Annotated in this window: 22 protein-coding genes; 15 read left to right on the top strand and 7 right to left on the bottom strand. The window is 52.3% G+C overall.

Translation table 11 applies throughout. The features are described 5' to 3' along the window. Positions 1 to 2: 2 nt before the first annotated feature. Positions 3 to 578: a nucleotide exchange factor GrpE gene (locus MWU63_RS11030; protein WP_213889648.1), complete on the top strand. Its 576-nt coding sequence runs from the start codon at positions 3 to 5 to the stop codon at positions 576 to 578. Between the two features lie 26 nt (positions 579 to 604). Here the strand turns inward: MWU63_RS11030 and mutS are convergent, their stop codons facing one another. Then, positions 605 to 3,262 (bottom strand): DNA mismatch repair protein MutS, encoded by a 2,658-nt coding sequence (mutS, locus tag MWU63_RS11025; protein ID WP_247077886.1) that lies wholly within the window; start codon positions 3,260 to 3,262, stop codon positions 605 to 607. A 177-nt stretch (positions 3,263 to 3,439) separates the two neighbouring features. Here mutS and MWU63_RS11020 point away from each other — a divergent pair, with 177 nt between their 5' ends. Continuing rightward, a complete protein-coding gene (locus tag MWU63_RS11020; RefSeq protein WP_247077883.1) occupies positions 3,440 to 5,698 on the top strand; it encodes an NADP-dependent malic enzyme in 2,259 nt (752 codons plus the stop codon). Beyond that, positions 5,699 to 6,580, top strand: a complete 882-nt coding sequence (locus MWU63_RS11015; RefSeq protein ID WP_247077881.1) for a ribokinase — start codon at positions 5,699 to 5,701, stop codon at positions 6,578 to 6,580. Here the strand turns inward: MWU63_RS11015 and msrA are convergent. Continuing rightward, entirely contained in the window at positions 6,577 to 7,245 is a 669-nt protein-coding gene (msrA, locus tag MWU63_RS11010; protein WP_213889643.1) for a peptide-methionine (S)-S-oxide reductase MsrA, read from the bottom strand. The two genes, MWU63_RS11015 and msrA, sit on opposite strands and share 4 nt — an antisense overlap. 211 nt (positions 7,246 to 7,456) lie before the next feature. Here msrA and MWU63_RS11005 point away from each other — a divergent pair, with 211 nt between their 5' ends. Continuing rightward, complete coding sequence (locus tag MWU63_RS11005) at positions 7,457 to 8,176, top strand: HAD family hydrolase (protein ID WP_213889642.1); 720 nt, start codon at positions 7,457 to 7,459, stop codon at positions 8,174 to 8,176. Here MWU63_RS11005 and MWU63_RS11000 read toward each other — a convergent pair. Together MWU63_RS11000 and MWU63_RS10995 are read right to left on the bottom strand one after the other, a co-directional pair. Further along, entirely contained in the window at positions 8,173 to 9,153 is a 981-nt protein-coding gene (locus tag MWU63_RS11000; protein ID WP_213889641.1) for a Hint domain-containing protein, read from the bottom strand. The two genes, MWU63_RS11005 and MWU63_RS11000, sit on opposite strands and share 4 nt — an antisense overlap. Positions 9,154 to 9,334: 181 nt before the next feature. Beyond that, complete coding sequence (locus MWU63_RS10995) at positions 9,335 to 10,558, bottom strand: argininosuccinate synthase (protein ID WP_213889640.1); 1,224 nt, start codon at positions 10,556 to 10,558, stop codon at positions 9,335 to 9,337. Between the two features lie 190 nt (positions 10,559 to 10,748). Between MWU63_RS10995 and ilvA the strand changes: the two genes are divergently transcribed. Further along, positions 10,749 to 11,996, top strand: coding sequence for a threonine ammonia-lyase IlvA (ilvA, locus tag MWU63_RS10990; RefSeq protein WP_247077879.1), 1,248 nt, complete (start codon positions 10,749 to 10,751; stop codon positions 11,994 to 11,996). On the opposite strand, the gene MWU63_RS10985 is transcribed toward ilvA, so the two are convergent. Then, positions 11,993 to 12,325 (bottom strand): Hpt domain-containing protein, encoded by a 333-nt coding sequence (locus MWU63_RS10985; RefSeq protein ID WP_213889638.1) that lies wholly within the window; start codon positions 12,323 to 12,325, stop codon positions 11,993 to 11,995. The genes ilvA and MWU63_RS10985 overlap by 4 nt on opposite strands. Positions 12,326 to 12,499: 174 nt before the next feature. Here MWU63_RS10985 and MWU63_RS10980 point away from each other — a divergent pair, with 174 nt between their 5' ends. Continuing rightward, positions 12,500 to 13,777, top strand: coding sequence for a SpoIIE family protein phosphatase (locus MWU63_RS10980; RefSeq protein ID WP_213889637.1), 1,278 nt, complete (start codon positions 12,500 to 12,502; stop codon positions 13,775 to 13,777). 2 nt (positions 13,778 to 13,779) lie between these two features. On the opposite strand, the gene MWU63_RS10975 is transcribed toward MWU63_RS10980, so the two are convergent. Then, positions 13,780 to 14,217: an NUDIX hydrolase gene (locus MWU63_RS10975; protein ID WP_247077877.1), complete on the bottom strand. Its 438-nt coding sequence runs from the start codon at positions 14,215 to 14,217 to the stop codon at positions 13,780 to 13,782. A 77-nt stretch (positions 14,218 to 14,294) separates the two neighbouring features. On the opposite strand from MWU63_RS10975, the gene MWU63_RS10970 reads away from it, so the two are divergent. The 8 genes from MWU63_RS10970 (at position 14,295) to MWU63_RS10935 (ending at position 23,316) form a co-directional block, all read left to right on the top strand. Next, positions 14,295 to 15,296: an Hsp33 family molecular chaperone HslO gene (locus tag MWU63_RS10970; RefSeq protein WP_213889634.1), complete on the top strand. Its 1,002-nt coding sequence runs from the start codon at positions 14,295 to 14,297 to the stop codon at positions 15,294 to 15,296. Further along, positions 15,286 to 15,882 carry a CoA pyrophosphatase gene (locus MWU63_RS10965; RefSeq protein ID WP_213889633.1) on the top strand — a complete coding sequence of 199 codons (597 nt, stop codon included), beginning with the start codon at positions 15,286 to 15,288 and terminating at the stop codon, positions 15,880 to 15,882. The genes MWU63_RS10970 and MWU63_RS10965 overlap by 11 nt, the downstream gene beginning before the upstream one ends. Continuing rightward, positions 15,882 to 17,033: a CCA tRNA nucleotidyltransferase gene (locus MWU63_RS10960; protein ID WP_247077875.1), complete on the top strand. Its 1,152-nt coding sequence runs from the start codon at positions 15,882 to 15,884 to the stop codon at positions 17,031 to 17,033. Before MWU63_RS10965 ends, MWU63_RS10960 begins: the two co-directional genes overlap by 1 nt. Before the next feature lie 58 nt (positions 17,034 to 17,091). Further along, on the top strand, positions 17,092 to 17,688 hold the full coding sequence (locus MWU63_RS10955) for a LysE family translocator (RefSeq protein ID WP_213889630.1): 597 nt from the start codon (positions 17,092 to 17,094) through the stop codon (positions 17,686 to 17,688). Positions 17,689 to 17,818: 130 nt separating this feature from the next. Continuing rightward, positions 17,819 to 19,663 (top strand): ABC transporter ATP-binding protein, encoded by a 1,845-nt coding sequence (locus MWU63_RS10950; protein ID WP_213889624.1) that lies wholly within the window; start codon positions 17,819 to 17,821, stop codon positions 19,661 to 19,663. Next, entirely contained in the window at positions 19,660 to 21,489 is a 1,830-nt protein-coding gene (locus tag MWU63_RS10945) for an ABC transporter ATP-binding protein (protein WP_213889617.1), read from the top strand. The genes MWU63_RS10950 and MWU63_RS10945 overlap by 4 nt, the downstream gene beginning before the upstream one ends. Continuing rightward, entirely contained in the window at positions 21,489 to 22,703 is a 1,215-nt protein-coding gene (locus MWU63_RS10940) for an RsmD family RNA methyltransferase (RefSeq protein WP_213889806.1), read from the top strand. Before MWU63_RS10945 ends, MWU63_RS10940 begins: the two co-directional genes overlap by 1 nt. Before the next feature lie 115 nt (positions 22,704 to 22,818). Next, a complete protein-coding gene (locus tag MWU63_RS10935) occupies positions 22,819 to 23,316 on the top strand; it encodes a L,D-transpeptidase family protein (protein WP_213889616.1) in 498 nt (165 codons plus the stop codon). Positions 23,317 to 23,332: 16 nt separating this feature from the next. On the opposite strand, the gene MWU63_RS10930 is transcribed toward MWU63_RS10935, so the two are convergent. Next, entirely contained in the window at positions 23,333 to 23,836 is a 504-nt protein-coding gene (locus tag MWU63_RS10930) for a CAP domain-containing protein (protein WP_247077874.1), read from the bottom strand. 195 nt (positions 23,837 to 24,031) lie between these two features. Between MWU63_RS10930 and MWU63_RS10925 the strand changes: the two genes are divergently transcribed. Beyond that, on the top strand, positions 24,032 to 24,613 hold the full coding sequence (locus tag MWU63_RS10925; protein WP_247077872.1) for a L,D-transpeptidase: 582 nt from the start codon (positions 24,032 to 24,034) through the stop codon (positions 24,611 to 24,613). The last annotated feature ends 78 nt before the right edge of the window (positions 24,614 to 24,691 follow it).

Here is a 24,691-nt window from a genome sequence, read left to right as displayed (position 1 = left end):
TCATGGCTGACGCAAAAAAAGAAGATTTTCTGGACGACATCGAGACAATCGAGGCAGAGCTTTTTGCCAAAGACGAAGAAGGAGCAACGCAAGAAGAGATCGAGCTGGACGAGCTCGAAGTTTTGCGGGCAGAGCGGGACGAGCTGAAAGACCGCTTCATGCGTGTTCTGGCAGATGCGGAAAACTCCCGCAAACGCAGCGAGCGTGACCGCCGCGAAGCCGAAAATTATGGCGGCTCAAAACTGGCGCGTGACATGCTGCCAGTGCACGATAATTTAAAGCGCGCAATTGAATCAGTTACTGATGAACAGCGCCAAGCGAACGCAGCGCTGCTTGAAGGTATCGATCTGACAATGCGCGAGCTTGTAACCGTGTTCGCAAAACATGGCATCGAACAAATTGCACCGGAAGTCGGCGATCGGTTTGATCCAAAGCTGCACCAGGCGATGTTTGAAGCCCCGGTCCCTGACACCAAAGCAGGTGATATTATACAGGTTATGGCAGAAGGCTTCTTACTGCACGACAGGCTGCTCCGGCCAGCGCAAGTTGGTGTTTCATCAACGCCTTCGAAGAAATAAGATAAGCCCCGGCTACAAGCCGGGGCTTATTTTTCGCGCGAAAGATCTTTTAGCTCATAAACTAAGTCTAAAGCCTGCTTCGCCGTAAGTTCATCTGGCTGCGTTTCGTTCAGCCTTTCTTCAACCGCCGAAGATTTGGCCGGGACACTCGGCTGCGCTGTGGCCGCGATAGAAAAAAGCGGAAGATCGTCAATCAGCGCTTTCTGGCGAACCCCGCCTTCACGTTCACCTTTCTCCAACGCCTCAAGGACAACGCGCGCACGGTTGACAACCGCTTCAGGAAGGCCAGCCAGCTTCGCGACTTGCACTCCATAAGACCGGTCCGCGGCACCTTTTCGAACTTCATGCAGGAATATGACGTCGCCCTCCCACTCCTTGACAGCGACGGTTGAGTTTTCGACACCAGAGAGTTTTTCAGCGAGAGTGGTCATTTCGTGATAGTGGGTTGCGAAAAGCGCGCGGCATTTGTTGGCGTCGTGCAGGTGTTCGAGCGTTGCCCAGGCGATGGAAAGCCCGTCATAGGTTGCCGTTCCGCGCCCAATTTCGTCTAGGATCACGAAGGCTCGTTCATCTGCCTGATTTAAAATGGCAGCGGTTTCGACCATTTCCACCATAAAGGTGGAGCGCCCTCGCGCCAGATCGTCAGACGCCCCAACACGGCTGAACAGTTGCGAAACAAGGCCAATGCGCGCAGATTTTGCGGGTACAAAACAACCGATTTGCGCGAGCAGAGCGATAAGCGCGTTCTGACGAAGGAACGTTGATTTACCGGCCATATTTGGGCCAGTCAGCAACCATATACTTGCGCCGCCGCCAGGTTGAAACGCACAGTCATTCGCAATAAAGCCAGCACCACCCTGCTTTCGTAACGCAAGCTCAACCACCGGGTGTCGACCAGCGATGACCTCAAAATCACGGCTGTTGTCGACCGTTGGCTTACACCAGCCTTCGCCCGCAGCCAGATCAGCAAAAGCAGCCGCCAAATCAATTTCCGCAATCGCTGACGCGGCCGAAGAGACCTTATCCGAAACTGCCAAAACAGCCTCTTTTAAGGCGGCATAATGACGTTTTTCTATAGACAGGGCCCGCTGCCCAGCGTTCAAAATTTTCGTTTCTAGCTCGGAAAGGGGCACCGTTGTAAACCGAACAGCATTTGCTGTGGTTTGGCGATGAATAAAAACTTCTGACAGCGGCTCGGACAGCATTTTTGCCGCGTGTGTCGCTGTTGTTTCGATGAAGTAGCCAAGCACATTGTTATGTTTGATCTTTAGTGTAGAGATTCCGGTTTGATCGGCGTACTCGGTTTGCAATTTCGCAATGATGCCACGCCCCTCATCACGCAAAAGCCGGGCCTCGTCCAATTCTTCATCGTATCCTGGCGCGATAACGCCACCGTCGCGCAGCAGCAAAGGGGGTTCGGCAACGAGAGCCGCATCAAGCAGATCAAGCAATTTGTTGTGCCCATTAAGCGCGGTCGCCGAGATCCCCAAAAGCGGCGGTAGGTTTTCTTCTTTCAGGCGCTTGGAAATTTGTTGGCTCTGGCCGAGCCCATTACGAATGGCCGTAAGGTCCCGGGGGCCGGCACGGTCAAGCGCAAGCCTGGATAAAGCGCGGTCCATGTCCGGGCATTTTTTAAGCGTAGCGCGCAGGCCTGCCGTAAGTTTGCTTTTTTCCAGCAGATAGGAAATGGAATCCAGTCGCGCCCCTATGGTACTGAGATCCATCGAGGGGCTTGAGAGACGTTTCTCAAGCAACCGCCCACCGCCCGCTGTCACTGTTCGGTCAATCGCGGCCACTAAAGAGCCATCACGACCGCCCGCCATATTACACGTCAACTCAAGATTTCGTCGCGTAGCCGCGTCAATCTGCATGACCGCGCCCGCGCCTTCACGAACGGGTGGGCGCAGCAGTGGCAGGTTCCCCTTTTGCGTTATATCCAGATATTCGACAATCGCACCGAGGACCGACAATTCGGCCCGGGAAAACTGACCAAAGGCATCTATCGTGTTAACATCGAACAGCGCAGTAAGACGCTTTTCCGAAGACGTACTGTCGAAACTTGATCGGGCGAGCGGAGTGAGAGAAACGTCCAAATCAGAGACTATATCAGCACAATCTGGTTCATTCTCATCAACAATAAGCAACTCTCGCGGTGCAAGACGCGCCAGTTCTGGCCCCAATCGGACAAGCGGGCAGGAGGTCACATGAAACTCGCCCGTTGAAATATCTGCCCAGGCAAGCGCTGCCTCATTTCTGACGGTTGCAAACGCAGCAAGGTAATTGTTTCGCCGTGCTTCCAGCAGTGAATCTTCGGTCAAAGTCCCGGGCGTAACAAGCCGAACGACGCCCCGCTTTACAACAGCCTTGTAACCACGCTTTTTCGCCTCGGCGGGGTCTTCAAGCTGTTCGCAAACGGCTACGCGAAACCCTTTGCGAATGAGGGTCAAAAAATATCCTTCAGCAGAATGCACCGGGACGCCGCACATCGGAATATCAGCACCGTTGTGCTTACCCCGCTTTGTAAGCGCAATATCGAGCGCAGCTGCCGCTGCCACAGCGTCGTCAAAGAACATCTCGTAGAAATCACCCATCCGATAGAACAAAAGCGCGTCTTTATACTGGGATTTTATCTCCAGAAATTGTGCCATCATTGGGGTTACAGTGGTGGTGCCGGCCGTCGCCATAGTCCTGATTTCTTCCTTTGCCTAACCTGCAACGTGACAATGCAACAAATCTGGTCGCTCTGCACCGCGAAAATGACCCGCATTGCGGGCGTTCGCAAGGAAGAGTTGAATCATCATATTGTACGAAACGGATTCTTGTGTAGGTTAAGCAGCCTTAGCTAGGGAAGACGAAAGATTATGGCGAATAAAAATAAAGTCACTGCAGAAGAGGCGCTCGCCTATCATATGGACCCAAAACCGGGGAAGTATGAAATATCGGCAACCAAGCCTATGACCACTCAGCGTGACCTGTCTTTAGCGTATTCGCCCGGTGTTGCTGTTCCGGTTGAGGCGATCGCAGAAAACCCAGAGCTCGCTTACGACTATACAACCAAGGGAAACATGGTTGCCGTTATTTCAAACGGTACCGCCATCCTGGGGCTTGGAAACTTGGGCGCGCTTGCGTCCAAGCCAGTGATGGAAGGCAAAGCCGTTCTTTTCAAACGCTTCGCGGATGTGAATTCGATAGACCTGGAGCTTGATACCGAGGATGCAGACGAGTTCATAAACGCCGTACGCCTGATGGGCCCCAGCTTTGGTGGCATCAACCTTGAAGACATCAAAGCGCCTGAATGCTTCATCATTGAACAGCGCCTTAAAGAAGTGATGGATATTCCGGTCTTTCACGACGACCAACACGGTACGGCGGTGATTTGCGCGGCAGGGCTTATCAATGCGCTTCATATTTCGGGTAAAAAGATCGAGGATTGCCGGATCGTTCTGAATGGAGCGGGCGCAGCAGGGATCGCCTGCATCGAGCTTTTAAAGTCTATGGGCGCACGTCATGATAACTGCATCGCTTGTGACACCAAGGGCGTAATTTATCAGGGTCGGGCTGAGGGGATGAACCAGTGGAAATCAGCCCATGCTGTCAAAACCAAACTACGCACCCTCGACGATGCGATGAAAGGCGCAGATGTGTTTTTGGGTGTTTCAGCCAAAGGCGCTGTGACGTCTGAAATGATCTCTAACATGGCGAAAGACCCGGTTATCTTTGCGATGGCGAACCCCGATCCGGAAATAACGCCAGAAGAGGCACATGCCGTTCGCGAGGACGCAATCGTTGCGACGGGCCGTTCTGATTACCCAAATCAGGTGAACAACGTTCTTGGCTTTCCTTACCTGTTTCGCGGAGCGCTTGATATTCATGCCCGCGCCATCAACGACGAAATGAAAATCGCTTGCGCGCGTGCACTTGCAGAACTAGCTCGCGAAGATGTACCGGACGAAGTTGCGATGGCCTATGGCCGCAAGCTGACGTTTGGCCGTGATTACATTATCCCAACACCGTTTGACCCCAGGCTGATCTACATTATCCCGCCGGCAGTTGCCCGTGCCGGGATGGACACGGGGGTCGCGCGTCGCCCCATTGTCGACATGGAAGGTTACCGCGAATCCCTGAAGGCCAGAATGGACCCGACGGCTTCAATGTTGCGGAGCATTCACACCCGGGCCAAAGCAGCACAAGCGCGCATGATTTTTGCTGAAGGTGATGATCCGAGGGTTCTTCGTGCAGCAGTTGCTTATCAACGTAGCGGCCTTGGAACGGCTCTTGTCGTAGGGCGTGAACAGGACGTGGTCGAAAAACTAAGCGCTGCCGGACTTGCAGAGGCGGTTTCAGAAATTGAAATCGTAAATGCCGCAAACACGACACATCTGGAAGAATATAAAAGCTTTCTTTACAAAAGACTGCAGCGTCACGGGTTTGACCATAGCGACATCCACAGGCTCGCGGCACGTGACCGGCACGTGTTTGCATCTTTGATGCTGGCGCACGGCCATGGCGACTGTATGGTTACGGGCGCCACGCGGAAATCTGCGAATGTGCTCCAACTCATCAACCATGTATTTGATGCAACGGCCGAAACTGGCGCAGTTGGCGTAACCGCTCTGCTACACAAAGGCCGCGTCGTTCTGGTTGCCGATACCTTGGTGCACGAGTGGCCGGATGCAGAAGATCTGGCCAATATTGCGGAACGTGGCGCAAGCGTCGCGCGCACTCTTGGTCTTGAGCCGCGTGTTGCTTTTGTGAGCTTTTCCACATTCGGCTATCCGGTGTCAGAGCGCGCCGAAAAAATGCACCTTGCGCCCGAGATTCTTGAAAAACGCGGTGTCGATTTCGAATTTGAAGGAGAGATGACAGTAGACGTTGCCCTGAACATGAACGCGATGGCGCATTATCCCTTTTCACGTCTGACAGGCCCCGCGAATGTTTTGGTTGTGCCTGCGCGCCATTCAGCGTCGATCTCTGTTAAATTGATGCAGGAGATGGCCGGAGCGACAGTCATCGGCCCGATTTTAATAGGTATCGATAAGCCTGTGCAGATCTGCGCCACGGGTTCCACCGTGAACGACATTCTGAACATGGCGGTGATTGCGGCAAATAGGGTCGGTTAGATGACCATTTTTAATCTTGGCTCGATAAATGCGGATTATTTTTATGATGTTCCGCACCTACCGAAGCCTGGTGAAACGCTGGCAGCGACCGGATTTCGGAAAGGGCTTGGCGGCAAGGGGGCAAACCAATCTGTTGCGGCGGTAAGGGCCGGGTCTGCTGTTGTGCATATAGGTTCCGTCGGAAAAGACGGGCGCTGGGCGGTAGAACGGATAAAAGAATTTGGGGTAGATGTCGCTAACATCGCAATTGTCGAAGTTCCGACGGGCCACGCAATAATCAACATCGACAAACATGCCGAAAACGCCATTGTTATCTTTCAAGGGGCGAATGCTGAACAAGATAAAGAACGCATTCTGCAGGCTCTAAACGGCGCTAAGCACGGCGATATTTTGCTTTTACAAAACGAAACATCGCTGCAATGCTTCACGGCAGCAAAGGCCGCAGAATTAGGAATGCGCGTTTTTTATTCAGCCGCACCCTTCTCTGTCGAAAAAACCAGAGAGATACTTCCGTTCCTTTCGGTTCTTGCGCTGAATGAAATTGAAGCGGAACAGCTTTGCGCCGAATTAGAGACGAATTTAGAAGATTTTCCTGTTTCAAACGTGCTCGTTACAAAAGGTGGAGAAGGGTCCGAGTGGCGGACTCATGCAACGGGGGGTATCGTAAAAACACGCGCGTTTGATGTTTCTGCGGTTGATACAACGGGTGCGGGCGACACCTTTGCGGGATATTTGGCTGCGGGGCTTGATCAGGAGATGGAAATAAGAGAGGCGCTCAAACTGGCGTCGGCAGCCGCGGCCATTAAAGTCACACGGCACGGAACAGCGGATGCGATCCCGCGTCGTGGTGACGTAGAAAAGTTTTTGGCGCTCAGAACTTAGTGATGGCTCGCAAATGGTGCGGCGGCACCCCAAAGCTCCTTAACGCGGCTGTCCCGGCCACAAGCCTGACGATATGCTTCATATGCGTCTGATTGCCGCTTTACGCCCCACCGCGTGATGATGCGGTTTCTGCCCCGGTAGTAGTTTTGATGTGATTCATCTGCGGGATAGAATCTGGACGCTGGCAAAATAGGGGTTACAATTCTTTGGCCCAACGCGCGCCTCGCCTCTGCCTTGCCGGCTTCAGCGGCTTGTCGTTGTGCTTCGCTTGTATAAAAAATCGCGGTCCGATAGCTGTCTCCCCGGTCGCAGAACTGACCACCAGCATCCGTTGGGTCAATTGACCGAAAGAACAAGTGAACAAGCTGGGGGTAGGTTATCCTTTCCGGATCGAATGTTATTGCAACGGCTTCAAGATGCCCGGTCCCGCCGTTTGAAACTTGACGGTATGTCGGATTCGCAGACGTTCCACCTATGAACCCGGAAACGGCACGGGTTACCCCGGAAACGCTTTCAAAATCTGATTCTACGCACCAAAAGCACCCCCCGGCGAAAATAGCCGTTTCCCTGGAGCCCGCATTTGCGCGAGAACAGTCGAGCACGACGGCGAATAGCATCACGACTGCCAAGACAACTATTTTGAACTGCGGTACTGTTTGAGACATAGATTTCCTCCTGCAGCCGAAACTCTGCGGTAGTATGCTGATTGCTACAAGTCACAGTCAGTTGTATTCACGAATAGGTGAACTCAGTTTATCATAAAACAGCAAAGAACGCCCCATTTTTGCCAATTTTCTGTGTACGCGGGTTTGTTTATAAAAGACCAAAGGCCACTAACAAGCCGGGTGTATGAAAAATGGATGGCAGAAGTTTATAATGCGCATCGCAATGTGGTCCGGACCAAGAAATCTTTCGACGGCAATGATGTACTCCTTTGGTTCGCGTCAAGATTTTGCTGTTTGGGATGAGCCCTATTATGCGGCATATCTCGCTGTAACTGGTCTGAAACATCCGATGGGCGATGCTATTATTGCGGCCGGTGACGTTTGTGCAAAACGCGTTTCGGAACGGTGCATTGGTCTTGTACCAGCTGGAAAGCCTCATTTTTATCAAAAACACATGACACATCATATGGTTGAGGGTTTTGACCGGGGCTGGATGAATAACGTTGTAAACGTCTTCCTGATTCGCCACCCGGCACGTGTTGTAGCGAGCTACGCCGCAAAGCGCGAAAACCCGACTCTAGATGACATTGGGTTTCGCCAGCAGGCAGAACTTTATGATGAAGTCCGGGATATGGGCGGTACGCCGCTTGTCATTGATTCGCACGACATTCGTGAAAATCCGAAGGGAATGCTGTCAAAACTATGCGAGGTGATCGGGCTTAACTTTGACCCTGCGATGTTAAGCTGGCCGGCCGGTGGTCATAGAGAAGACGGTGTCTGGGCCAAACACTGGTATGGCGCTGTTCACCGGAGCACCGGCTTTGCTGGCGCTGAGGGACGATTGCCACGTCTTAGTCCCGACTACGAAGCAGTCGCGCAGGAAGCGATGCCTTTCTATGAAAAACTGTCTTTAAAGAAACTGAGCCTTTAGGCCGCGACCATGGTTAAAGCAGCGATTTCATAAGGTTTTAAAACCGGGCGTGCATTTTGCGTCTGCCGATTACTTTTCGGATCGCTAAGTTCTGGAAAAAGCGAAAGAATCTCACGTAGCGTTTCTTTGTCCATCGCGTTTCGGATTGTGTCGCCAGGCAAAAAGCTTTCCGTTTGCAAGCCCTCGCTGACAATCACCTCGTGCCTGTCGAACAGGATGTGGTGATAGGTGACTTCTGCACAGGTCTGATCAATGAGGATCCCATTCTTTCCAACCAGGTATTTCGCTGGAACGAAAGCCTCTTCAAGGCCGGCCGTAAGTTCGACAGACCACCCGGACAGAAGAACCTTGTGTTGCGGCGAAAGCCTAAGATCCCTGTTGGGAGTGTCAGGGCCAAGCGCGCCCTTTGGAATAGCGATCGGCGCCATATGCGGCGCCTTCAGAAGATCGCGGTAAGAAAGCGTAGCCGAACCAACCCATCTCACGGTTTGAACACCGCTATCGTGCGTTGGGATTTTGTCACCAACGCGGAGCTTTTCTACGGCGCGCCAACCGCTTACCGTATGAATCCGCGTTCCGGTTACGAAGCAAGGCAACGCGGTATAATTAATCGGCGTGTAATTTGCGTAGGATTGCAAATTTACCGAGGACCCGGTGGTTGCCCCAGGAATACTGTCGCCCGCGTCGTTCATAATGAAGGACCGGGTCGTTCCGCCAATAACAAGCTGGAATGTTTTTATCGTCTGGGATGTTCCGCCGACCAAGCTGGTATCATTGTAACGGAAGGTATAGCCGGATGCCGTCCCCAAGGAGGTGGTAAAGGTCTGATCAGTCCCACTATCAGCACCGCTGTTCGCATCAAGAACACCGTCGTCGTCGTTTATGGTTAGTGTGACAACGTTTAAAATAGGCGACGTAGACCCACTGGAAACGTAGGAATTGTTCACCTCGTAAATCGTTATCGTCCGAACTGGCATTACCCTAAACCTAAACACAGCCGCAAATTGGCTTTATGAGCCAAAACGCGAAATAAAACCTAAACCTAGCGCTAATCTAAATATTAACTTTGGTTAAATTTTGGCTCAAAAGCCGGACTGCATCGCAATCCGGCCTTATTTAAAGCTGTTGTTTTTAAGGGTGTTTCGCCCGCGAAACGCGTCAGTGTGCCCTGCGATTTCGCATTGCGATTAAGCGCAATCTCAAGGCGTTGAGTTTGATGAAACCAGCAGCATCTTTTTGGTCGTATGCGCCTGCGTCATCCTCAAAGGTCACATGCTCTTCGGAATACAACGAATAATCTGACCAGCGGCCAACTGTACGCGCATGGCCCTTGTATAGCTTCATCCGTACCGTACCGGTGACAAATTCCTGGCTATGATCAATGGCGGCTTGCAGCATTTCACGCTCTGGGCTGTACCAAAACCCGTTGTATATAAGCTCTGCGTATTTTGGCATCAACTCGTCTTTTAGATGCATCGCGCCGCGGTCCATGGTGATGGATTCGATGCCTCGGTGCGCCTCGAGCAACAAAGTTCCGCCCGGCGTTTCATAAATACCGCGTGACTTCATGCCAACAAATCGACCCTCAACAAGGTCAAGACGGCCGATGCCGTGCTTTCCGCCAAACTCGTTTAGCTTGGTCAAAACCTCAGCCGGGCTCATCGTGACGCCATTAATTGAAACGGCGTCCCCTTTCTCAAAGCCAACCTCAATAAACTCGGGCTCGTTTGGTGCGTCTTCCGGGTGAACGGTGCGTTGATAGACATAGTCGGGCGCGTCATTTGCCGGGTCTTCCAGAACTTTTCCTTCGGAGGACGTGTGCAGAAGGTTGGCGTCAACGCTGAACGGTGCTTCTCCGCGCTTGTCCTTGGCTATGGGGATTTGGTTCTTTTCTGCAAAATCAAGCAAACGGGTTCTGCTGGTCAAATCCCACTCGCGCCAAGGGGCGATGACCCGAATATCAGGATTAAGCGCATAGGCAGAAAGCTCGAACCGAACCTGATCGTTGCCTTTACCCGTTGCGCCATGCGCAACAGCATCTGCGCCTGTTTCTTCTGCGATCTCGATCAGGCGTTTGGAAATCAGCGGCCGGGCGATGGATGTACCAAGAAGGTAGAGCCCTTCGTAGACAGCATTGGCACGAAACATCGGAAACACGAAGTCGCGAACAAATTCTTCGCGCACATCTTCAATAAAAATGTTTTTGGGCTTTATCCCCAACAGCTCTGCTTTGGCGCGCGCCGGTTCCAGCTCTTCGCCTTGGCCAAGGTCTGCGGTAAAGGTTACAACCTCGCAACCGTATTCGGTCTGTAGCCATTTCAAAATGATAGAGGTGTCTAGACCCCCGGAATAGGCAAGCACAACTTTTTTTGGGGCGGACATAAGGGACTCCCGTCGTCTGAGCAATCGCTCGGCGATTATCGGGTTTTTTGGTGCAGGGCAAGGCAAGCCGCAGAACAATGCTGCAAATGCGAGGTTTTCTTATTTGCGCGGTCGCCAATTATCCTCTCGGTCGCCGCAATTACGCTGGATCAGACTTGCACCAACACGTGCTTCAAGGCACATCTGGTATATGAATGACTTTTCCAAAAAAGCGCGCGCTGCAGAAGCAGAAATGCGCAGCGTGTTTCCAGAGACACCTTTGCTGCGAAATGATCACCTTTCGCAGCGATATGAGGCATCAATCTGGTTGAAACGAGAGGATCTTTCACCGGTCCGTTCTTACAAGATACGCGGTGCGTTTAACGCTATGCTCAAAGAGCTTGAGAAGAGGCCAGATCAGCACACTTTTGTGTGCGCAAGCGCCGGAAACCACGCACAGGGCGTGGCTTTTGTTTGTAAGCATTTTGGCGTTCATGGGGTAATCTTTATGCCCGTCACGACACCACAGCAAAAGGTTGATAAGACACGTATTTTTGGAGGCGATTCAATCGAAATTCGCCTTACCGGAGACTACTTTGACGACACCCTCAAATCTGCCGAGGCTTATTGCAAAGAGGTTGGGGCGCATTTTCTTTCTCCGTTTGATGATGACGATGTGATCGAAGGTCAGGCGTCGGTCGCGGCAGAAATTCTGGTACAGCTTTCCTGCGCGCCAGATATGATTGTTTTACCGGTTGGCGGTGGCGGCCTATCGGCGGGGATCCGTTCCTACCTTCGTTCAATAGGCGCCAAGACCGAACTTCGTTTCGTGGAGCCCAGCGGCGGCGCAAGCCTAACGGCGGCGGTCGCAGCGGGGGAGCCAGTGACGCTGGACAGCGTCAACAACTTTGTCGACGGGGCTGCGGTTGCCCGGATTGGAGAAAAAACCTTTAAGGCGCTTAAAGGTATCAAACCTGAAGATGTTCTTTTGTCGCCAGAAGACCGCATATGCGCAACGATGATCGAAATGCTGAATGTCGAGGGTATCGTTCTTGAGCCAGCGGGCGCGCTTTCTGTTGATGTGTTGCCGGAACTTGCCGATCAGATCAGGGGTAAAACGGTGGTCTGCATTACATCTGGTGGCAACTTTGATTTTGAACGGCTTCCCGAGGTTAAAGAGCGCGCTCAAAGATTTTCTGGCGTGAAGAAGTATTTTATATTGCGGCTACCCCAGCGTCCGGGCGCATTGAAAGAGTTTCTGGGTTTGTTGGGGCCGGATGATGACATTGCACGGTTTGAGTATTTCAAAAAATCGGCCCGAAACTTTGGCTCTGTTCTGATCGGGATAGAAACCAAGCGGCCCGAAAATTTCGATATTCTGTTTGAAAAACTGGCGAGTGCCGGCTTTACGTTCCGAGATATAACGAACGACGAAACGCTTTCCGAGTTCGTAATTTAGGCCGCGATTTTAACACCCGAAGACTGTAGAAATTCTTTTTTCGAAAGAGCATATGTTGAAAAAAGAGCTTCCAGATCAACATCTTCGGGACGACCCTGCGACGCGGCAACCTTGCTTGCCTGACAAATTGAACCAAGGTGAAGGAAGCCGAGGTTCAGCGCGCTGCCTTTCAGAAAATGCATTACTTCTTCGAAGGTATCAGGATCGGGTGCACATTTAAGGCGGGTCAAGGTTTCATCAACCTCTTCGAGAAAAAGCTCTACAACTTCGCCAAAATCTTCTTCACCAACTTCTTGCCGAAGCTCGTTAACGCGCGCCCAGTTTATCATTTCCACACCCTTTCCTCCGCGCTCTATACGGGACCTTTCGATGTTAGGGCGCAAAGCCTTAAAAATTGGTAACTCTCGCCATCTGGAACAGTTACATATTTATGATTCAGAACCGGTTAAGACTGCGCCGCTACGCAAAGGCTTGTAGCAACGCAATTACGTTTTGGTGTCGGGATGGCTTTCTTAAAACACGAGGTTTCAGAACAACCTCTGCAAACGCAGCTTCTTTCTGACAAAGTAATTCAATCTGTCCTTGTCGCTGATGACAGCAGGGTGCAGCGGAAAATTCTGACAGCGTATTTTAGACGTTGGGGCTATCTGGTGTCCGAGGCGGCGTCTGGTGAAGAGGCTCTGGAGATTTGCAAGACGCGAAACATTGATCTGATCGTCAGCGATTGGATGATGCCTGGAATGAATGGAGTTGAATTTTGTCGGGCATTTCGTGCACTGGAACGTGACAGCTACGGGTACTTCATCCTTCTCACGTCAAAAAGCGAAAAGGGAGAGATTGCAAATGGCCTCGACGGGGGTGCAGATGATTTTCTGACTAAACCCGTCAACGGGGGCGAACTGCGCGCGCGAATCGCCGCTGGAGAGAGAATTTTGAGAATGGAGCGGGAGCTAAACGAAAAAAACCGGCTTGTGGGCGAGACCCTTACGGAGATTCAGTCGCTCTACAACATTCTTGACCGTGACTTGATAGAGGCGAAAAAGCTTCAGCAATCTCTAGTGCGTGAGCGATACCGAGACTTTGGCGCTGCGCAGGTTTCGCTTTTACTACGACCAAGTGGGCACGTTGGCGGAGATTTAGTTGGCTTCTTTCCCATCAGTGAAATGAAAGTTGGTTTGTTCGGCATAGATGTTTCGGGACACGGAATCACCTCTGCACTAATGACAGCGCGCTTGGCGGGCTATCTTTCCGGCACGTCGCCGGACCAGAACATCGCCTTGGTTGTCGATGAGGGCGGGTCTTTTCAACCCCGGCCCCCCGCTGAAGCAGCGTCACTTCTTAACAAGCTTGTGCTGGAGGAGATGGAGACGGAGCATTATTTTACTCTGATGCTCGGAAACATCGATCTGAAAACCGGTTTGGTGACACTTTCACAGGCGGGGCACCCACATGCGGTCGTCCAGCGTGCTAACGGAACAACTGAAATTTTCGGCGACGGCGGAATGCCGGTAGGTTTGATTGAAGAAGCGGAGTTTGAAGAATTTCAGGTCAGACTTGAAAGGGGTGACAGGCTTTTGATTCCATCCGATGGAATTACGGAATGTCCAAGCGCAGAAGGAAACATGCTTGATAACAGTGGTTTGATGCGCCTGATGCAGCAAAACGCCAATATTAAGGGAGACACCCTTTTCGAAACCCTCCTATGGGACTTGACTAAATTTTCCGGAGAGCGCGACTTTCCGGATGATGTATCTGCCGTTTTGGTTGAATTTTCTGGCTAGCGTTAACCAATCCAGCTTTCCACAAAATGCCTGTCACCTGGATTGCCCAGTTCTTTTGCGGCGGTTTCAGCTGAAACCCAAAGTGCGGTGTGCCCCTCTTCGGTTGGGGGGCCAAGCTGAAGAACGGGACGTGCCATGTAGATGTGACATACTTTTTCAGCCCATAATGTGTATTCCGGCATGAAGACAAACCGACGAAACGCACCGACATAACGCGGAGCGGCAATTTTCCATCCCGTTTCTTCAAAAACCTCCCGGTGAAGCGCGGCAATTGCTGATTCTCCCGGATCGATCCCACCACCGGGCAACTGCAATTCCGATTCTGGTTCGTGCTGAAGAGTCACCAGCAAATCGGTGCCGCGCGCGAGAATCGCGTAGGCGCCAGGCCTCCGACGATAGCTGACACCCGCTTTAACCGACTCTCCAAACCGCCTGATCATTTGTTGCCTCTTTTCCGCTGTGGTTGCCCCGCCTATATACTCGCGGTATGCCAACGCAAGACGCGTAAGGGAACCCCATGTCACTAAGTACTCGAATCGCCTGGGATGATACTGTCCTGCCATTTCAACTTGATCGGTCAGACATTCGTGGCCGCGTCGCACGCTTGGATGGTGTTCTGGACAATGTTCTTGCACAACACGATTATCCGGCGCAGATCGAAGCACTGGTTGCAGAAGTTGCGCTTTTGACGGCGTTGATTGGCCAGACCGTCGATCTTCGGTGGAAGCTTTCGTTGCAGGTGCGCGGTGATGGCCCGGCGCGGCTTATCGCAACAGATTACTATGGACCGTCAAAAGACGGAGAGCCAGCGCGCGTTAGGGCATATGCCAGCTTTGACAAGGAAAGGCTGGATTCATCCAAGACACCGTTCAGTCAGATTGGCAGCGGGTACTTTGCGGTCATGATTGATCAGGGCGAAGGGATGGTGCCGTATCAGGGGCTCACGCCCCTCGCCGGGGGCTCACTTTCCGCATGTGCAGAGTCTTATTTCGCGCAATCAGAGCAATTGCCAACTCGTTTTGAATTGACCTACGGACGCTCAAAAATCGCAGGAGGACCTGAAACCTGGCGCGCAGGAGGAATCATGCTGCAACACATGCCAAAAGCATCCCCTTTCGCAGACGGAGAGGGAGGGAGCGGCGAAAACGGTGTTTTGATTGCGACAGACCTTCTTGATGAAGAAACTGCAGAAAATTGGAACCGCGCGAATATCCTGCTGGATTCTGTCGAAGAGATGGAGCTGGTCGGCCCCTCCGTACATCCGACGGATTTGCTCGTTCGGCTTTTTCACGAGGAAACCCCGCGTGTCTACGACGCCCAGCCCATCAAGTTTGGATGCAGTTGTTCTGAAGAAAGGGTTCGGAGCAGCCTTTCGATCTACTCGGCAAAAGACATTGGACACATGACCACTGACGAGGGCACGGTAACGGCTGATTGTCAGTTTTGCGGGGCGCACTATGTGCTTGACCCCAAAACCCTTGGATTTGAAGCGGAAAGAAAGCCAGATAATGGGGCCTGAACCCTACAGCGAATTTATTGCAGCGCTGAGCTGCCCTGGAACGGAGTCGTCTGATTTTGACCTAAATCCAAACGTGCAACTGCCAGAAAACCGCGTATTGCGGCCGGCAGCTGTTCTTGTTCCGATACAGGCACTGGCAGGCGAATTGCACCTGGTTTTGACGAAACGCGCCTCTGGTTTAAAGCATCATCCTGGTCAGATCGCGTTTCCGGGCGGCAAGGTCGATGCCACGGACAATGGCGCAGAAGACGCAGCACTTCGTGAAGCAGAAGAAGAGATTGCGTTGCCGCGCGAGCGCGTCGAAATTCTCGGTACCTTACCGTGCCATGAGACTGTCACTGGTTTTTCAGTTGTGCCCGTTCTGGGCTTAATTAGAGACAAATTTGTGCCTGTCCCAGAGCCCGGCGAGGTTGAAGAGGTGTTCTCTGTTCCTCTGGATCACGTCACAAATCCGGATAGATATTCTGTGCAATCAAGATATTGGCGGGGACAGCGGCGCTACTACTATACCGTACCGTTCGGTCCCTATTATATATGGGGCGCAACCGCACGAATATTGCGCGGGCTTGCGGAAAGGTTGAATTGATGACGCGCGTGGTAGGTGACTGGGTTTCAGCCGAACCAACACAAGCCGTTTTTCGCGCGCTCACGGATGCGGGTCACAAAGCGTACTTCGTTGGTGGTTGCGTAAGAAATGCGCTTATCGGCGCGTCTGTATCCGACATCGATATCTCAACGGACGCTCGCCCGGACCGGGTTATGGAACTTGTGGAATCGGCCGGCTTGAAAGCTGTTCCGACAGGCATAGACCACGGGACAGTAACGGTCGTTTCAGGCGGTATCCCGCATGAAATAACCACGTTTCGCCGTGATATTGAAACGGATGGCCGCCGCGCCGTTGTCGCGTACTCGGACGCTGTGATCGATGACGCCCGCCGAAGAGATTTTACCATCAACGCAATTTACGCCAGCGCCGACGGTACGGTTCTTGACCCGTTGGACGGGCTGCCAGATCTAGAAGCGCGGCGTATTCGATTCATCGAAGACGCGGACAGGCGTATCAAGGAAGACTACCTTCGCATCCTTCGGTTCTTTCGTTTCTACGCATGGTACGGTGATCCAGCAGGCGGCATGGATGCCGAGGGGTTGGCTGCCTGTGCCGCGAACATTTCAGGTATAGCGTCGCTTTCGAAGGAACGCATTGGCGCAGAAATGAAGAAGCTCCTTTCGGCACCCGATCCCGCGCCAGCTGTCGCAGCCATGCAGCATACTGGGGTGATACAATGTGTTTTGCCCGGGTCTGACGCCAAGGCGCTTTCTGTTTTGGTTCATGTTGAACAGGAAACGAAAACCGCTCCTGATCCGATACGCAGGCTTGCGGCGTTGGGCGGAAACGGGCAGGGCGCGGCATTGCGTCTTTCACGCGATGAGGCGCGCAAACTTGACCTTCTTGTCAAGAATGTCGGTCAGGGTTCCGCAGCCGCCGTCTTGGGTTACAAGCTTGGTGAGAAGGCGGCGTTTGATGTATGTTTGTTAAATTTCGCGTTGTTAGAGACAGTTTTACCCCCAAAAGTAAGGCTGGAAATACAACGAGGTGCGAAAGCAGTCTTTCCAATCAAGGCTGCGGATTTAATGCCAGACCTGATTGGCGAAACCTTGGGCGCGCATCTGAATCATTTAGAATCTGAATGGATCGCATCAGATTTTAAACTGACAAAAAAGGCGCTTCTGTCTTGATCTTTTGTTGGGCCAGACACAGGTTTCTGTCAGCCTTACAGACCCAACAGGAACGCGCATGACCTACGATAGCCTTCTGGCACTGATCGGCCTTGCCTTTACGGCTGCCTTCACGCCCGGCCCAAACAATGCGCTTGTCGCGAGTTCCGGTGCGAATTTCGGCTATCGTTCGACGCTGCCGCATATTCTGGGAATTGCGCTGGGCTTTTCTTTTATGGTTTTTATGGTTGGCTTCTTTCTTGGCGCTTTGTTTGAACAAAGTCAGTTCATGCGGGAAATACTTCGTTGGGGCGGTGCGGGCCTATTGTTGTATATCGCCTGGAAGATCGCCACGAGCGGCGGCCTTTCTTCAGGAACAAACTCTGCCCGGCCATTCCACTTTATTGAAGCGGCGGGTTTTCAATGGGTCAATCCAAAGGCCTGGGCGATGGCCATTGCAATACCCGCACAATTCATTACAGGCGAAAACCAAGTGCTTTCTGCTTTAATTGTTGCGGCGGTATTTCTGGTCGTAGGCGTGTCTTCGGCGTCTAGCTGGGCGCTTGCCGGGCAGGCATTAACGCGCTGGATAAACACTGCGGATCGCCTGAGATGGTTCAATGTTGCGATGGGCGTCATGATCGCTGGTTGCGTTGTTCTGATCTTTTTGGAGTAGGCAAACCCGTTGCTAATCTCGATTTTATGCCGCTAATCGAAGCTGGCAGCACAGCGTCGTCTTGAAGTTACCGCTAACCTAGTGTTCCTTAGGAGAGCGAAAACACCTTTCAACGCAAAAGAGGCACCTAGTGCTTAGTTTTTTCGAGCGACTCGTTGATCCTTACGTCGCTTATCCGGAGAGCGACCAGCCACCGCAAAAGCTTTGGCCTTTCATGCGGGAATACGCGCGTCCGTTTAAGCGCGTCTTTTGGTGTGTCGGTATCATGTCCTTTGTGGTTGCGATGGTAGAGGTGGGCCTCATCTATTACATGGGCCGGGTTGTTGATGTGCTAACGACCAACACGCCTGCGGAAGTGCGGGAGAATTACGTTTTAGAATTCATCGTGGTCGCCGCGTTCATCTTGATTTTGCGGCCAATTTTTCAGGCACTGGATGTTGCCCTTCTGAACAATTCCATTTTGCCTAATTTTGGCACGATGATCCGCTGGCGTGCGCACAAACATGTTTTGCGTCAATCCGTTAGCTGGTTTGAGAATGACTTTGCAGGCCGTATATCAAACCGGATAATGCAAACGCCGCCCGCAGCCGGCGAGGCGGTTTTTCAGGTTTTTGACGCGCTGACCTTTGCAACAGCCTATTTCATTGGCGCCGGCGTGATGCTGGCCGAGGCAGACGCACGGCTTGCCATACCCCTTGTTGTCTGGCTGGTGCTTTACGGAATGCTTGTGAACTGGACGATGCGCCGGGTTGGGCCCGCCTCCAAGGCCGCGTCTGACGCGCGAAGCGAGGTTACGGGACGGGTCGTGGACAGCTATACGAATATTCACTCTGTCAAACTCTTCGCGCATCACGATACAGAACTTGGCTACGCCAAAGAGGCCATTGAAAATACGCGCAAGACTTTTCAAATAGAGATGCGCATCTTTACCAAAATGGATGTCTCACTTGTCGCGATTAACGGTTTGTTGATTGTTGGGGTTGTTGGCTGGGCGGTTTGGCTATGGATGAACGACAGCGCAACGATTGGTGTCGTTGCTGCGGCTACTGCGCTGACGCTACGCCTGAACGCAATGACAGGCTGGATAATGTGGGCGCTGTCCAGCTTTTTCCGCAACCTTGGGGTCATTTCTGAAGGTATGGAAACCATCGCGCAGCCAATTACACTGGTAGATTCGATTGGTGCCAAACCCTTGGTATTCAAAAACGGTTTGATCGAAGCGCGTGAGCTTTCCCACCACTATGGCCGCGAGGCGGGTGGGCTTTCTAACATAAATCTAAAAATTCAGGCGGGCGAAAAGATTGGGCTAATCGGCAGATCAGGCGCAGGTAAAACCACCTTTGTGAAGCTTTTGCTGCGGTTTTACGATGCGGACAAGGGGCGAATCTTGATCGATGGCCAGGATATTTCAAAGGTAACGCAGGAGAGTCTTCGCCGTGTGATTGGTATGGTGCAGCAAGACAGCTCTCTTCTGCATCGGTCGATACGGGAAAATATCCTCTATGGGCGCCCCGACGCGTCGGGGGCAGAAGTTGTCGAGGCCGCAAAGCGGGCCGAGGCGCATGATTTCATTCTCGAGCTGGAAGACCCTGAGGGGCGCAAAGGCTATGACGCACATGTTGGCGAACGTGGCGTGAAGCTTTCAGGCGGGCAACGGCAACGGGTCGCGCTTGCAAGGGTTATTCTTAAAGATGCGCCTATCTTGTTACTGGATGAGGCGACAAGTGCGCTTGACAGCGAAGTCGAAGCCGCGATCCAGGACACGCTGTATGGGATGATGGAAGGCAAGACGGTCGTTGCCATTGCCCACCGCCTTTCAACGATAGCACATATGGACCGGATATTGGTAATGGAGAGCGGCCAGGTTGCCGAAGAAGGAAGCCACTCAGAACTTCTTGCCGCGGGGGGCCTGTATGCAAGGTTCTGGGCGCGACAATCTGGCGGATTCATCGGGACGGAAGAGGCGGCAGAGTGAATTTATCGTCACTAATAGACGGGTTTTCGCCATCTGATGGCCCGCCACCACGCACACTCGCCGCGTTTTTCAAATGGTGCCTAAAGGGTGCCATGCCGATTTTGGGCTTGGCAGCGGCCGTATCAGCAACTGCTGGTGTGCTGGAAGTGATGACAGCGCTTTTGTTGGGCCTGGTCATTGACGGCGCTATTTTGGGCGGGGCCGATTTTGTAAAAGACAGCTGGCTTATGTTGCTTGGAATCGCGGCGTTTTTCGTGGTCCTGCGCCCGCTGGTTTTCGGAACCTCCGCAGCCATGCAGTCATTGGCCGTTGCGCCGAACATAACAACATTGGTTTTATCACGCCTCAATCGGTACACGCTTGGCCACGCGATCAGCTTTTTTGATGACGACTTTGCCGGGCGCATTGCACAGAAACAGATGCAAACGTCACGCGCGGTGAATGAAGTTGTCGTTGAATTAATCAACGTCGTGGCGTTTGCACTGGCGTCACTTGTGGGATCGGCATTGCTGCTTACCACGATCGACTGGCGTATTGCTTTGGTTCTGGCCGTTTGGTTGGTTGGGTATCTATCGCTGATCCGGTGGTTTATGCCGCGGATCCGGGTAAGGTCTGCCGCGCAGGCCGGGGCGCGTGCAAATCTGACGGGTCAAATTGTGGACACCGTCACAAATATTAAAACTGTCAAACTGTTTGCCCATCACCGCCACGAAGATGCTGTTGCGCTCGACGCGATGGAAGATTGGCGACTCAAGAAAATTTACTCGGGAACGATAGCGACCCTTTTTCGTTTCTCGCTGATGACAATTGCGGGCACCCTGCCGGTTTTTTTGCTCGGCAGTGTGTTGTGGTTGTGGACGCTTGGCCTTGCTAGCCCGGGGGACATTGCCGCGACGGGCGCAGTTTCTATCCGTATTGCGCAAATGACGGGTTGGGTAAGCTTCGTTCTGATGGCGATCTACGCAAACATTGGCGAAGTCGAAGATGGCATGCGCACCCTGACACCGCCACATGACTTGCCAGATGCAGTTGATGCAGTTGCCTTGAAGGTCACACGCGGAGAGATACGGTTTGAAGGCGCTAGTTTCGCTTATGGGCGCGAAAAGGGCGGGATAGACAACGTATCCCTTACGATTCACCCTGGTGAAAAACTTGGCATTGTCGGCGCCTCAGGTGCAGGAAAATCAACACTGGTTTCGCTGTTGCTTCGTCTCTATGACACCGAAAAAGGCGCTGTTTTCATTGATGGACAGAATCTGAGAGATGTAACGCAGGAAAGTTTGCGACAGCAAATCAGTACAGTTACTCAGGAAACGGCAATGTTTAACCGCTCTGCCCATGACAACATCCTTTATGGGCATCCAGACGCAACTGTCGAGCAAGTAAAAGAGGCAGCGCTGCGTGCAGAAGCCCATCAATTTATCGAAGGGATGCAGGACCTTAAAGAACGCCGTGGGTACGCTGCGCATCTGGGTGAGCGTGGCGTAAAACTGTCTGGAGGTCAGCGGCAGCGCATCGCGCTTGCGCGTGCAATTTTGAAAGATGCGCCAATTCTGATCCTGGACGAAGCGACAAGCGCGCTTGACAGCGAAGTGGAAGCGGCAATCCAAACGGCGTTGGAGCGGGTAATGGAAGGCAAAACCGTGCTCGCAATCGCGCACCGCTTGTCAACCATCGCACGGATGGACCGGATCGTGGTACTTGAAGAGGGCAGAATTGCCGAAATCGGCACACATCAGAAGCTTTTGCATAAAAGCGGGCTTTACGCGCGGTACTGGAGCAGGCAATCAGGCGGCTTTATCGGGATCAACGAGGCGGCAGAGTGATTGAAGTAACCATCGAGAGATTGGGACATCAGGGTGATGGGATAACTACTGGCCCGGTTTTTGTTGCACAGGCTTTGCCGGGCGAAGTTGTCTCTGGCGAGGTTCAGGACGGCCGTATAGTTGCGCCAAAGATCATTACACCCTCTGCAGATCGTGTTCGGCCCCCTTGTTCACACGCGAAATCTTGTGGGGGATGTTTGTTGCAGCACGCATCTGATGAGTTTGTGGCCAACTGGAAGCTGGGCGTTGTTGAAACAGCGCTTGCAGCGCAGGGGTTGCGCGCTGAAATGCGACCCATTGTGACCTCGCCACCAAAATCGCGGCGGCGCGCAACGCTTTCTGGTCGCCGCACCAAGAAAGGCGCATTGGTTGGGTTTCATATGCACGCTTCCGATACAATCATTCAGATTCCCAATTGCGAATTGCTGCATCCTGCCCTTCTAAGCGCCACGCCTGCTTTGGAGGCGCTCACAATCATCGGGGCGTCACGCAAAAGTGAAATCAGCCTTCTGGTCGCGCAAAGTGATTCAGGAATTGATGTAACGGTTAAGGGTGTAGGGCCAGCGGATGGCAAACAGAGGGTCGAGCTTGCAGGGATCGCTGAGACATATGGTTTGGCGCGTCTTACGTGGGATGATGAACTGATCGCACAGCGGTTTTCCCCGGCCCAACAGTTTGGCTCGGCAAGCGTGGTTCCGCCACCAGGTGCCTTTTTACAAGCCACATTAGAAGGCGAAAAAATGCTGAGTTCCGCAGTGTTAGAGACTATTTCAGGTGCTAAACATGTTGTTGATCTTTTCGCTGGGTGTGGAACTTTTTCGCTTCCTGCTGCGGCGCATTCAGAAGTTCATGCGGTTGAAAGTGACGCTTTGATGCTCGCCGCTTTGGACAAAGGGTGGCGGTTGGCGCAGGGTCTGAAACGCGTCACAACAGAAACACGCGATTTGTTTCGCAGGCCACTTATGCCAGATGAACTGAAGCGGTTTGATGCAGTGGTGATTGACCCACCGCGCGCTGGCGCAGAGGCGCAGGTGCGAGAGCTTGGAAAATCAAATATTCCGCGTATAGCGATGATTTCGTGCAATCCGGTTACTTTCGCGCGCGATGCAAAACATTTGGTTGACCACGGGTATCAGTTGGGAATGTTGCAGGTCGTCGACCAGTTTCGTTGGTCCCCTCATATTGAGCTGTGCACTGCATTTCGAAAAACCTGATACGTTGCTCAGCGCGTTCACGTCTGTTTGATGTCCAATATTCTAAACCAACTATCAAAATGTGCTAAAATGCTGTATCTAGTTGTGAAAATTAAAAACTTTGAGGCGCGTAAAAATGCGTAGGGCAACGTTTCTAAAGGGGCTGGCAGCGACTTTAACGCTAGGCTCCTGCAGTTCTTCCAAATTTCTAACTTATTCGGGCCCAGAAGTGACCCGAATTGTTGTGTTCAAGGGTGAACGTCGGATGTACCTTTTGAATGAAAACCGGTCTTTAAAAGCCTATGATATAGATCTGGGCTTCGCGCCAGATGGCCATAAGCAGATCGAAGGTGACGGGAAAACCCCGGAAGGCCACTACATTATCGACCGGCGGAACCCAAACAGTGAATTTTATTTATCACTTGGAATATCTTATCCAAATGAAAACGACCGCGCGAAAGCGGCCGCCTTAGGCCAGCCCCCCGGGGGTGATATTTTTATTCACGGCGCAGCCAGACCCTTTGACAAACGCGGTGAAGACTGGACATGGGGATGTATTTCGGTAAGCAACCGAGAAATGGAGAAAATTTATTCCATGGTTGAAATCGGCACGCCGATATCGCTTTACAGCTAGCGAGCAGAGGCAGGCCTTAGCTGCCCAGTATCAGCGTCCACCAGATTTTCCCGTTTGCTTCCTGATGCCAGGAAAAGCCCATCTTTGTCGCATTGGTATCCAGAATAATGTTGCGCGTATCCGGTTGTTCCATCCATGCAGACAGGGTCTCAAGCTCTGATTCATATGTTTCAGATATGTTTTCACCCAACATAATACCGGGGTACCCTGTGCGCGCGACCCGGTCTAATGGCGACGATCCGTCTGAGCCAAAATGCCATGGACGGTTTTGTATCGACATATCGCGCGAATGGGTCGCTGCTGCGGCTGTCAGCTTGCTATCCAAGCTGATGCTGCTTGCGCCCGCAGCTTCACGTAACGCATTTATGGAATCCAGCATACGGAACTGAACCTCAGAACTATTAGCGATTCGGTATACCCGCGGTAAAGGTTTTCCATCAGGCCCAAGCGGAGCTAATTCAGGGCTACAAGCCGATAGGCCAAGCACCATTGCAAGGAGAAGACCAAAAAACCGTACCATATTGATAACCGTCCCTATTCAATAATTTTCTTTCTCTAGCGGCTTAGGCGTTGCTGTTCAAACCCACATATCCCTGAACCGGCAATCTAACGCTTGTTTGATTTGCGACTGAGGCATTCTCGCCATATTGTCTATATGGATGTGTGCACCAGTCAGGAAACGGATGCTACAATGAATACTGAAGAGAAAAACAGAATGAACCGTAGATTGTTTTTAGGAACGACTGCCGCTTTCGTTGGTGGACTTGCCGCCCCGGCGATTGCGCAATCCACTGGCGACTCTGTGGAAATTGAGGGCGAAATTTCGGAGGCAGTGCGCCGCAATATCTCAAGTTTCCGATCACTACGCTGGCAACCTTATTTCGATAATCTAAGACGCGGTGCGATTTTGGTGGATACCACGTCGCGCGCACTTCATTACTGGAACCAGGAAGAGACGGTTTACAAACTTTATCCAACTTCGGTTCCGATGTCTGAAGAGCTTACGCGCCGTGGCCGTACTAGGGTTGCACGCAAGGTGGAAGGCCCCAGCTGGAGTCCGACACCCTCAATGAAAATCCGCAACCCAGAATGGCCAGACTACGTAGGCCCAGGCCCTGATAACCCGCTTGGGACACATGCGCTGTATCTGGGCTGGACCTACTACCGAATTCACGGCACGCACGATACGCGAAAAATTGGGCGCAGATCATCCAACGGCTGTATTGGACTGTACAACGAGAATATCTCTGAATTGTTTGAGCTTGCGACCGTCGGAACCCAAGTGTTGCTAATATAGCGACAATCGGCTCGTCACAGAGGCTCCAGAACGCAAGACATTTGCAAATGCCTTATTTTACTGGTTAGAACCCGGCAC

Source organism: Pseudohalocynthiibacter sp. F2068 (assembly GCF_023015645.1).
Classification (GTDB): domain Bacteria; phylum Pseudomonadota; class Alphaproteobacteria; order Rhodobacterales; family Rhodobacteraceae; genus Pseudohalocynthiibacter; species Pseudohalocynthiibacter aestuariivivens.
The sequence above is the reverse complement of the archived record's forward strand: the minus strand, read 5'-3'. Positions and strand labels throughout refer to the sequence as shown.

Coding starts and splice junctions, on each gene's coding strand:
- MWU63_RS11030 (WP_213889648.1), top strand. CDS start 3: ATGGCTGACGCAAAAAAAGAAGATTTTCTGGACGACATCGAGACAATC.
- mutS (WP_247077886.1), bottom strand. CDS start 3,262: ATGGCGACGGCCGGCACCACCACTGTAACCCCAATGATGGCACAATTT.
- MWU63_RS11020 (WP_247077883.1), top strand. CDS start 3,440: ATGGCGAATAAAAATAAAGTCACTGCAGAAGAGGCGCTCGCCTATCAT.
- MWU63_RS11015 (WP_247077881.1), top strand. CDS start 5,699: ATGACCATTTTTAATCTTGGCTCGATAAATGCGGATTATTTTTATGAT.
- msrA (WP_213889643.1), bottom strand. CDS start 7,245: ATGTCTCAAACAGTACCGCAGTTCAAAATAGTTGTCTTGGCAGTCGTG.
- MWU63_RS11005 (WP_213889642.1), top strand. CDS start 7,457: ATGCGCATCGCAATGTGGTCCGGACCAAGAAATCTTTCGACGGCAATG.
- MWU63_RS11000 (WP_213889641.1), bottom strand. CDS start 9,153: ATGCCAGTTCGGACGATAACGATTTACGAGGTGAACAATTCCTACGTT.
- MWU63_RS10995 (WP_213889640.1), bottom strand. CDS start 10,558: ATGTCCGCCCCAAAAAAAGTTGTGCTTGCCTATTCCGGGGGTCTAGAC.
- ilvA (WP_247077879.1), top strand. CDS start 10,749: ATGAATGACTTTTCCAAAAAAGCGCGCGCTGCAGAAGCAGAAATGCGC.
- MWU63_RS10985 (WP_213889638.1), bottom strand. CDS start 12,325: ATGATAAACTGGGCGCGCGTTAACGAGCTTCGGCAAGAAGTTGGTGAA.
- MWU63_RS10980 (WP_213889637.1), top strand. CDS start 12,500: ATGGCTTTCTTAAAACACGAGGTTTCAGAACAACCTCTGCAAACGCAG.
- MWU63_RS10975 (WP_247077877.1), bottom strand. CDS start 14,217: ATGATCAGGCGGTTTGGAGAGTCGGTTAAAGCGGGTGTCAGCTATCGT.
- MWU63_RS10970 (WP_213889634.1), top strand. CDS start 14,295: ATGTCACTAAGTACTCGAATCGCCTGGGATGATACTGTCCTGCCATTT.
- MWU63_RS10965 (WP_213889633.1), top strand. CDS start 15,286: ATGGGGCCTGAACCCTACAGCGAATTTATTGCAGCGCTGAGCTGCCCT.
- MWU63_RS10960 (WP_247077875.1), top strand. CDS start 15,882: ATGACGCGCGTGGTAGGTGACTGGGTTTCAGCCGAACCAACACAAGCC.
- MWU63_RS10955 (WP_213889630.1), top strand. CDS start 17,092: ATGACCTACGATAGCCTTCTGGCACTGATCGGCCTTGCCTTTACGGCT.
- MWU63_RS10935 (WP_213889616.1), top strand. CDS start 22,819: ATGCGTAGGGCAACGTTTCTAAAGGGGCTGGCAGCGACTTTAACGCTA.
- MWU63_RS10930 (WP_247077874.1), bottom strand. CDS start 23,836: ATGGTACGGTTTTTTGGTCTTCTCCTTGCAATGGTGCTTGGCCTATCG.
- MWU63_RS10925 (WP_247077872.1), top strand. CDS start 24,032: ATGAACCGTAGATTGTTTTTAGGAACGACTGCCGCTTTCGTTGGTGGA.